Below are 8,758 nucleotides of genomic sequence, written 5' to 3' on the forward strand. Positions count from 1 at the left end.
GTACTCGGCGCATTGGCGCAATGCCCTGCAGAAGGCCGGCGATGATCCCGCCCGGCAACTCCAGGCGCTGGTCGCGGCCGATTTCGACCGTTCGATCTGCAACAAGCGCAAGCTCGCCGCCTGGTGCGCCTTCTGGGGCGAGGCCAAGTCGCGGCCGACCTATCAGGCGCTGAGCAGTGCCCGCGATGCCGTCTACCAAAACATCTTCATCGACCTTTGCGCGGCGCTGAAGCAGAACGGCGACTATGCCTATGAGCCGCAGGTCATGGCGCTGGCACTCAGTGCCATGACCGAAGGGTTGTGGCTGCGGTTGATGATGGGCACCGAGGACACCACCCGTGAAACCGCCTTGCAGGCGGCCAATGAATTCCTGTCGGCGGCATTCCCCAAACACTATCCGTGGAAGGCGGCCGGCGCGGCGAAACCATAAGAAAACCACAGAGGATGGAACGGCAATGAAGACACTGACAAGACGCCTGACATTGACCCTGGCGCTGGCCGGAACGCTGGCGGCATCGGCCGCCGCACTTGCGGTCGCCGCCGACAAGGACTTGATCGTGTTCGACTGGTCCGGCTACGAAGACCCGAGCTTCCACCCGAAATATGTCGAGAAGAACGGCGACTCGCCAACCTTCGCCTTCTTCGGCGACGAGGACGAGGCGTTCGAGAAGGTTCGCTCCGGCTTCAAGGCCGACCTCGGCCATCCCTGTTCGCAGAGCGTGGTGAAATGGCGCGAGGCGGGCCTGCTGCAGCCGCTCGACACGTCGAAAATCACGGGCTGGAAGGACCTCAATCCCGGCATCATGGCGATGAAGGATCTTGCCACCACGCCGGACGGCAAGGCGTGGTTCATGCCTTGGGATTGGGGCAACACCCAGCTCACCTACAACACCTCCAAGATCGACGCCAAGGACGTGCAGTCGCTGAAGGCCTTCGCCGATCCCAAGTTCAAAGGCAGGGTGTCGATCGGTGACAATGTCGACGACGCCTATGCGCTTGCCAGTCTGGCCATCGGCCTCAAGGACTGGACCAAGATGACCGACGACCAGTTCAAGCAGGCTTCGGATTTCCTGCGCCAGGTGCACAAGAACGTGCGCTCCTACTGGACCGACACCACCGACGTCGTGCAGTTGCTGAGCGGTGGCGAGGTCGACCTCGCCTGGGCATGGAATGACGCGACGGTACAGTCGGTGGCCGCCGGTGTGCCGATCATGTCCAAGAAGGACACCGACGAAGGCATCTCGACCTGGGTCTGCGGCTACGTGCTGTTCAAGGACGCGCCCGACAATATCGACAAGGCCTATGACTTTCTGAACGCCGTCAACGATCCGGAGACCGCCAAGGTGCTGGTCAAGGACTGGGGCTATGGCCAGGCCAATGCCAAGGGCATGGCTGGCGTCGATCAGGCGGTGCTGAAGGAAAAGGGCTATGACGACGTGCAGAAATTCGTCGACAAGACGCTGTTCCAGTCGCCGGTTCCTTCCGACCTCAAGCTCAAGATGATCGCCGAATTCGAGAAGATCAAAGCCGGCTATTGAGCCTGTCTCGCCGGTCCGTCCGCCCGTCGACATGGCGGGCGGACGGGCTCGCCAAAGAAGCCGAATTCTCCTAACGTCACAGCAACCTTTTTCGCGACGGGGGAGTTTTCGAGCCATGAAGTCAGTGCTACGCCGCCTTGCCCTTGCCGCCGCGTGTTTGATCGGCGCGGGCTCCGTCCATGCCTTGGCGGAGGGCGGCGGCGACCTCGTGGTGTTCGACTGGTCGGGCTATGAAGATCCGCTGCTGCACCCCACCTACGCTGCCAAATACGGCGCCGAACCGACCTTCGCTTTCTTTGGCGACGAGGACGAAGCTTTCGAGAAGATGCGGGCGGGCTTCACGGCCGATGTTGCCCACCCTTGTTCGCAAAGCGTGGTCAAGTGGCGCGAGGCCGACATGCTGCAGCCGCTYGACACCTCCAGGATCGCCAGCTGGAAGGACCTCAATCCCGGCATCATGGCGATGAAGGATCTCGCCACCACCGCCGACGGCAAGGCCTGGTTCATGCCGTTCGACTGGGGCAACACCTCGCTGCTCTACCGCACCGACAAGGTGACGGCTGAACAGGCGCAGTCGCTCAGGATTTTTGCCGATCCCAAGTATAGGGGCCGTGTCACCATCGGCGACAATGTCGACGACGCCTATGCGCTGGCGAGCCTCGTCATCGGCCTCAAGGACTGGACCAAGATGACCGATGCACAGTTCCAGGAGGCATCCGCTTTCCTGCGCGACGTGCACAAGAACATCCGCTTCTACTGGACCGACGACACCGACCTCAACCAGGCTTTTATCGGCAACGAGGTCGATCTGGTCTGGGGCTGGAACGAGACCTTCGTGACGCTGAAGGGGCAAGGCATGCCGATCGCCATGAACCGCGACACCAAGGAAGGCATTTCGACCTGGGTGTGCGGCTATGTGCTGATGAAGGATGCGCCGGGCAAGCTCGACGAAGCCTATGATTTCTTGAACTCCGTCAATGCACCCGCCGTGTCGGACTACTTGGTCAAGACTTTCGGCTACGGCCATGGCAATGGTGCCGGCATGGCGGCGATCGACCACAAGGTGCTGGTCGACCGCGGCTTCGACAATCTCGACAAATTCCTCGACAAGACGCTGTTCCAGMAGCCGGTGGCGCCGGAGCTCAAGCAGCGCATGGTCGCCGAGTTCGAGAAGATCAAGGCCGGCTATTGACGAGCGAACCGGAAAGAACCGACGTCGTCATCGTCGGTGCCGGCTTCACCGGCCTGTCGGCAGCGCTCGAGCTGAAGGCGGTCGGCATGGACTTCCGGCTGCTCGAAGCGCGTGACCGCGTCGGCGGGCGCGTCGAGTCCAGGCAGAATGGGCTCGGCGAGCGCGTCGACAGTGGCGGTCAGTTCCTGTGCGAGGACATGCCGAAGCTGATGGCCCTCGTCGCGGCGCGCCGCAAGACGCTGGTCGAGACTTATCTGGATGGCGACTTCGTCGCCCAACCGGCGATGTCTGCGAGGGAGGCGGAACGAACTTATGCCGGCTCGATGGCGATCCGCGACCGCATGAATGCGATCTCGCCTGATGATCCGGCAATTGCCGGCCTGACCGTAGCCACATGGCTCGCTGGCCAGAGCGATCCTGACGACGCCAAGGCGGTGTTCCGCTCGATGATCGAAGGCCTGTGGTGTCAGGCTCTGGAAAAGCTGCCGTTGTGGCACCTGATCGACAATGACCGGCGCATCACCAACGAGGTGACGGAGCTGCAGTATTTCGTGCGCGAAACCATGCATTCGCTGGCCGACGATCTGGCTCGCGATCTCGGCGACCGGCTGCGGTTGAGCAGAGCGGTTACGGGGATCGAACATGGGCCGGGAAGGGTCCGTCTCGCATCGGCGGCGGGCACCATCGAGGCGCGGACGGTGTTGATCGCCGTACCGCCGACGATGGCCGCGAAACTGGATTTTGCGCCGCCGCTGCCGGCTGGCCTGCAAAGAGCTCTGGCGGTCTGGCAAAGCGGCGCGGTGATCAAGGTGCTGGTGCGCTATCCCACCGCTTTCTGGCGCGACCGAGGCCTGAGCGGCGTGGTGATGTGGCGCGACCTGCCGGGGCTTTTTGCCTGTGATGTCAGCAAGGACGACGATGACGCCGCGCTGGTGGTCTTCGTCGGCGGGCCGCTCGCCTTGCGCTGGCGCGAATTCGGCGATGCGGCACTGCGCGCCGAAATAGCGAAAAAGCTGGTGGAGGCCTTGGGGCCCGAGGCGGCCGGCATCCTCGATCTCAGCTATCGCGACTGGACGGATGACCGCTGGAGCGGCGGCGCCTACGGCGATCTCATCATCGATGCGAAGGCAACCGACGCCGAGCGCACGCTTCTGACCGGTGCTGCGCCGGTGTATTTCGCCAGTTCAGAACTGTCGCCGTCATTTCCGGGTTATGTCGAAGGCGCCATCGTTGCCGGGCGCATCGCCGCGCGCAAGATCATGGCCGAGCTTCAATCGGCCATCGCCACTAGCGCCTCGGGATCGTAGGCAAGGCGGATCGAGGTGCCGACCGGGATGTCGTCGGCGCCGAAATCGTTGGTCTCGGTCACCGACAGCGGCTTTTCCAGGCCCGGTATCTCGACGATCAAATGGGTGATCTCGCCGAAATAGTGACGTTCGACCACTTTGCCTGCGACCTCGAACTTGGCCGTCGCATTGTCCCACAGCACGCGCAGACGTTCCGGCCGGATGCCGAGCGTGGCTGCGCCACCATTGCGCACGAAGGCCTTGGGCTTGTCGGTCTTGACGCGGCCGAAGCCCAGCGTGTCGACAACCAATGAGGCGCTATTCTCCTCGACGATCTCAGCCTTGACGAAGTTCATGCCGCCGAGGAAGTCGGCGACTTGGCGATTGACCGGCCGCTGGTAGATTTCCTTGGGCGAGGCGACCTGCGCGATTTTTCCACCGAACATCACGGCGATGCGGTCGGACATGGCGAGCGCCTCATACTGGTCGTGGGTGACCAGCACGAAGGTGATGCCGACGGCCTGCTGCAGGCGGCGCAGCTCGACCTGCATCTGCTCGCGCAGTTTCTTGTCGAGCGCAGACAGCGGTTCGTCGAGCAGCAGCACCTTGGGCCGCATCACCAGCGCACGGGCGAGCGCCACGCGCTGGCGCTGGCCGCCGGAAAGTTCTGTGGCCAGGCGCTTGCCGAGGCCGGTCAGCGACACCTGCGCCAGCGCTTCCTCGACGCGGCGTTTCTCCTCGCCGCCCTGCAGCTTGAGCCGTTTCAGCCCATAGGCAACGTTCTGCTCGACATTAAGATGCGGGAAGATCGCATAGCTCTGGAAGACCATGTTGGTCGGCCGGCGATTGGCCGGGATGCCTTCCATCGGCTGGCCGCCGACCGAGATCGAGCCGCTGGTCGGATTGTCGAAGCCGGCGATCATGCGCAGCAGCGTGGTCTTGCCGCAGCCGGATGGACCGAGCAGCGAAAAGAATTCGCCCTCYTTGATGGTCAAGGAGGCGTCGTCAAGCGCCTTGAACGCGCCATAGCTGCGGGTGACGTTGCGGATCTCGATCATTGGCCTATCGGACTGGGAGCGCTCGACTTGCGGCTGCTCAGGCATAGAGGCCTCCCTCGTTCTGGGTGCGTCTGGCGGCGCGGCGACGCAGGATCTCGGCAATTGTCATCAGTAGGAAGGAGGCAACCAGCAACAGCGTGCCGAGCGCCAGCACGCCGGGCAATTTCGCCGCGAAACGCAACTGGCCCCAGATGTAGATCGGCAGAGTCGCCTCTGTGCCGGTGAGGAAGAAGGCGATGATGAACTCATCCAGCGAAATGGTGAAGCAGACCAGCAGGCTGGAGATGATCGCCGGCGCCACCATCGGCAGCGTCACCCGCCGGAACGTGCCGAACGCGCTTTCGCCGAGATCGGCGGAGGCTTCCTCCAGGCTGCGGTCGAAACCCTCGAAGCCGGAGGTCAGCACCGTCATCGAATAGGGGATGCAGACCAGGACATGGCCGAGCACGACGGTGAACAGCGACAGGCTCAAGCCGAGCTGCAGCATCACCAGCAGCATCGAGATGGCGACGATGACTTCCGGCAGAACCAGCGGCGCCATGATCAGGCCGTTGATGGTGCGGCGGCCGGGATAGCGGTAGCGGGTGATCGAACGGGCGGCGAGGATGCCAAGCACGGTGGAGAGGACCGCGGCCGACACGCCGACGATCAGGCTGTTCCAGGCGGCGTCGAGCAAAGCCGGGGTGCGGGGCAGGTCCTCGTACCAATGCAAGGTGAAGCCGGAGAGCGGGAACTTCGGCGTCGCCGCCGTGTTGACCGAGAAGATCGGCAGGAAAATCACCGGCAGGTAGAGAAACACGACGTAGAGAAACGCGTAGGCCGGCAGCCAGCCGCCGGACAGGAAACGCCGCACCGCCCTCATCGTGCCAGCCTCTGCAGAGTGCGGATGATGAGCACCGTGGCGCCCGCCATCAGCGTCACGATCAGCATGGTGGTGACGGACAGGGCCGCGCCCAGCGGCCAGTTTGAGGCCTTGCCGAACTGTGCCTGGATGGCATTGGCGATCATGACGCCGTCCTTGCCGCCGACCAGCTTCGGCGTGACATAGTCGCCGACGGTCGGGATCATGACGATCAGCGCTGCCGAGATGACGCCTGGCGCCGACAGCGGTAAGGTCACGCGCAAGAATGAGCGCAGCGGCCCGTCACCGAGATCGGTGGCTGCTTCGACCAGCGTGCGGTCGACCTTTTCCAACGAGACGAAGATCGGCAGGATGGCGAAGGCCGCCCAGGCATGGGTGAGCGTGATGATGACGGCGCTCGAATTGTAAAGCAGCGCCGTCGACGGTTCGTCGATGATGCCGAGGCCCATCAGGCCGGAATTCAGCACGCCGTTGTAGCCGAGGATGACCTTCCAAGACATGACGCGCAAGAGATAGCTGGTCCAGAACGGAATGGTGATGAGGAACAGCCACAGGCTCTTGTGGCGACCGCCGTGGAACGAAATGAAGTAGGCGATCGGATAGGCCAGGATGACCGTGAACAGACTGACCGTCAGCGAGATGTAGAGCGAACGCCATAACAGATCTCGGTAGATCGGCTCGGTCAGCGCGATGCGGTAGTTTTCCAGCGTGAAAGTGCGGTCGATGGTCAGGTAGTTCTGCGTCCAGAAGGAGTGCGCAATGACCACCAGGATCGGCAGGACGAGAAGGATGAGCGCGTAGAGAAAGGTCGGGCTGATCAGGGCAAGGCCCTGTACGGGTTCGGATTGCAGAAGGGCATTTCGTCTGGCCCGCGTCATGCGCCACGGGGGCGACCCTTCCGCCGCCGCCGTCATTGCAGGGCTCCGGGTGTGATCTCGGTTGCTGGCCTGGACTGTCCCGCCATACGGCATCCCATTGTGCTGGCGCCGGCGCCTGTTCCCAATTTTGTTTTGGCTTGCCGGCTTTCTTTGATCATGCCCGCATCGGCGGATTGAAATCAAGCGCTATTTCTGTAATATTGATTGAACGGACATTCAAAATGAAGTGAAGAAAGCCGCCATTTCCGGCATTTGACGCTGAATTTCATGCCCGAGAAAAATTGGACGAGATGATGTGGAGGCTATTGTGGCTGCTGTGAGAGATTTGAGGGCGAGCGAAACGGCTGATGTCGGGGACGACGATGCCGTCGAGCTGGCCAAGCGCCATCTCATCCAGCCCTGGCCCTATGCCGGTTCGGTCGGTGCCGAAGCGCGCACGCTGATCGGCGAAGGCGACGGCATCTACATCACCGACAGCACCGGCAAGCGGCTGATCGACGGGCCTGCGGGCATGTGGTGCGTCAATGTCGGCCACCGCCGCGAGGAACTCGCCAGGGTGATGTACGATCAGGCGATGGCGCTGTCCTACAACACGCCGTGGTACACGATGAACGCGCCGTCGGCGGAACTTGCCCAGCGCATCGCCGGCCATGCGCCAGGCGATCTCAGCCACGTCTTCTACACCACCGGCGGCTCTTCGGCCGTCGAGACGGCGCTGCGCTTCATGCAGTTCTATAACAATGTGCGCGGCCGGCCGGAAAAGAAGCTGATCCTGAGCCGGGGCGGCGCCTATCATGGCTCGACCTATCTGTCGGCCTCGCTCAATGGCCGACCGCGCGACCACGACTGGATGGACGGCGCCGACGATCTGGTGATCAAGCTGTCTTCGCCCGATCCGTTCCGCCGCCCGCACGGGATGAGCCTTGCCGCTTTCACCGATTTCCTGGTCGATCAGTTCCGCGACACGGTAGCCCGCGTCGGCGCTGAGAAGATCGGCGCCTTCGTCGGCGAGCCGGTGCAGGCGTCCGGCGGCGTTATCGTGCCGCCCGACGGCTACCTCAAGCGCATCCGCGAGATCTGCCGCGACAACGACATCCTCTATGTCTCCGACGAGGTGGTGACGGCCTTCGGCCGGCTTGGCCATGTCTTCGCTTCGGGCGATATGTTCGGCATCGATCCCGACATGATCACCTTCGCCAAGGGGGTCACCTCGGGCTATTTCCCGCTCGGCGGTGTCATCATCTCGGAGCGGCTGCTGGAAGAATTGCGCCGGTCGAACCATCCGGACGCGATCTTCGGCCACGGCTTGACCTATACCAGCCATCCCGTCGGTTGCGCCGTGGCGCTGAAAAACCTCGACCTGCTGGAAGAGGGCGCGCTTGCCCATACGCAGGACGTCGCGCCCTATTTCCAGGCGCAGCTGAAGACACTGGAAGAGCTGCCGCTGGTCGGCGAGGTGCGTGGCCTCGGGCTGATGGGCTGCGTCGAATGCGTGGCTGACCGCGAAAGCAAGGACCCACTGCAGCTCGACAAGAATGTCGGCAAGCGCATCGATGCCCATTGCCATGAACTCGGCCTGCTGGTCCGTCCGCTGATCAACATGTGCGTGATGTCGCCGCCATTGGTCATCACGCGCGATCAGATCGACGACATGGTCGGCATCTTGCGCGAGGGCATTTCGCGCACGATGGATGATCTGACGAAAGAAGGCGTGTGGCGGGGGTGAATTCTCCCTTCGCCCCGTAGAACGGGGAGGGGGCCTCTGATCGCCGTCTGCCCTTAAGACCGCGACCTGAGCGCGTCGTTCAGATTCCACATGTCCTTCTCCTCGGGCGCGGTTTCCAGGCCGAGCACCGGCAGCATCTTGCGCAGGTGGTCGTGATGGGTGCGCACGCCATATTCGAGGTCCGAGAGATAAAAGCCCTCGAAGGCCTCGGACAGCAT

The 8,758-nt window shown here is 62.9% G+C and carries 8 protein-coding genes and 1 pseudogene; 5 read left to right on the plus strand and 4 right to left on the minus strand.

Features of this window, described 5'->3' with window-relative positions:
* The 4 genes from ACXJ7R_RS18110 to ACXJ7R_RS18125 all read left to right on the plus strand — a co-directional run.
* Positions 1-430: TetR family transcriptional regulator C-terminal domain-containing protein (locus ACXJ7R_RS18110; RefSeq protein ID WP_457153036.1), on the plus strand; the 430-nt coding region annotated here is incomplete at its 5' end.
* Positions 431-455: 25 nt separating this feature from the next.
* The gene (locus ACXJ7R_RS18115) at positions 456-1,538 is read left to right on the plus strand and encodes an ABC transporter substrate-binding protein (protein WP_457153037.1); all 1,083 of its coding nucleotides are present in this window, start codon (positions 456-458) and stop codon (positions 1,536-1,538) included.
* A 115-nt stretch (positions 1,539-1,653) separates the two neighbouring features.
* Entirely contained in the window at positions 1,654-2,730 is a 1,077-nt protein-coding gene (locus ACXJ7R_RS18120) for an extracellular solute-binding protein (protein WP_457153038.1), read from the plus strand.
* Positions 2,727-4,037 carry a flavin monoamine oxidase family protein gene (locus ACXJ7R_RS18125; RefSeq protein ID WP_457153039.1) on the plus strand — a complete coding sequence of 437 codons (1,311 nt, stop codon included), beginning with the start codon at positions 2,727-2,729 and terminating at the stop codon, positions 4,035-4,037. Before ACXJ7R_RS18120 ends, ACXJ7R_RS18125 begins: the two co-directional genes overlap by 4 nt.
* Here ACXJ7R_RS18125 and ACXJ7R_RS18130 read toward each other — a convergent pair.
* The 3 genes from ACXJ7R_RS18130 to ACXJ7R_RS18140 are packed head-to-tail and all read right to left on the minus strand — an operon-like array spanning position 4,001 to position 6,850.
* Entirely contained in the window at positions 4,001-5,074 is a 1,074-nt protein-coding gene (locus ACXJ7R_RS18130) for an ABC transporter ATP-binding protein (RefSeq protein ID WP_457153043.1), read from the minus strand. The two genes, ACXJ7R_RS18125 and ACXJ7R_RS18130, sit on opposite strands and share 37 nt — an antisense overlap.
* A gap of 37 nt (positions 5,075-5,111) precedes the next feature.
* Positions 5,112-5,936 carry an ABC transporter permease gene (locus ACXJ7R_RS18135; protein ID WP_457153040.1) on the minus strand — a complete coding sequence of 275 codons (825 nt, stop codon included), beginning with the start codon at positions 5,934-5,936 and terminating at the stop codon, positions 5,112-5,114.
* Positions 5,933-6,850, minus strand: a complete 918-nt coding sequence (locus tag ACXJ7R_RS18140) for an ABC transporter permease (RefSeq protein ID WP_457153041.1) — start codon at positions 6,848-6,850, stop codon at positions 5,933-5,935. Before ACXJ7R_RS18140 ends, ACXJ7R_RS18135 begins: the two co-directional genes overlap by 4 nt.
* 271 nt (positions 6,851-7,121) lie before the next feature.
* On the opposite strand from ACXJ7R_RS18140, the gene ACXJ7R_RS18145 reads away from it, so the two are divergent.
* Positions 7,122-8,540 carry an aminotransferase gene (locus tag ACXJ7R_RS18145; RefSeq protein ID WP_457153042.1) on the plus strand — a complete coding sequence of 473 codons (1,419 nt, stop codon included), beginning with the start codon at positions 7,122-7,124 and terminating at the stop codon, positions 8,538-8,540.
* A gap of 53 nt (positions 8,541-8,593) precedes the next feature.
* Here the strand turns inward: ACXJ7R_RS18145 and ACXJ7R_RS18150 are convergent.
* A pseudogene (locus tag ACXJ7R_RS18150) lies at positions 8,594-8,758 on the minus strand (aromatic ring-hydroxylating dioxygenase subunit alpha); the annotation flags it as partial.

This window comes from Mesorhizobium sp. P5_C1 (genome assembly GCF_054049815.1).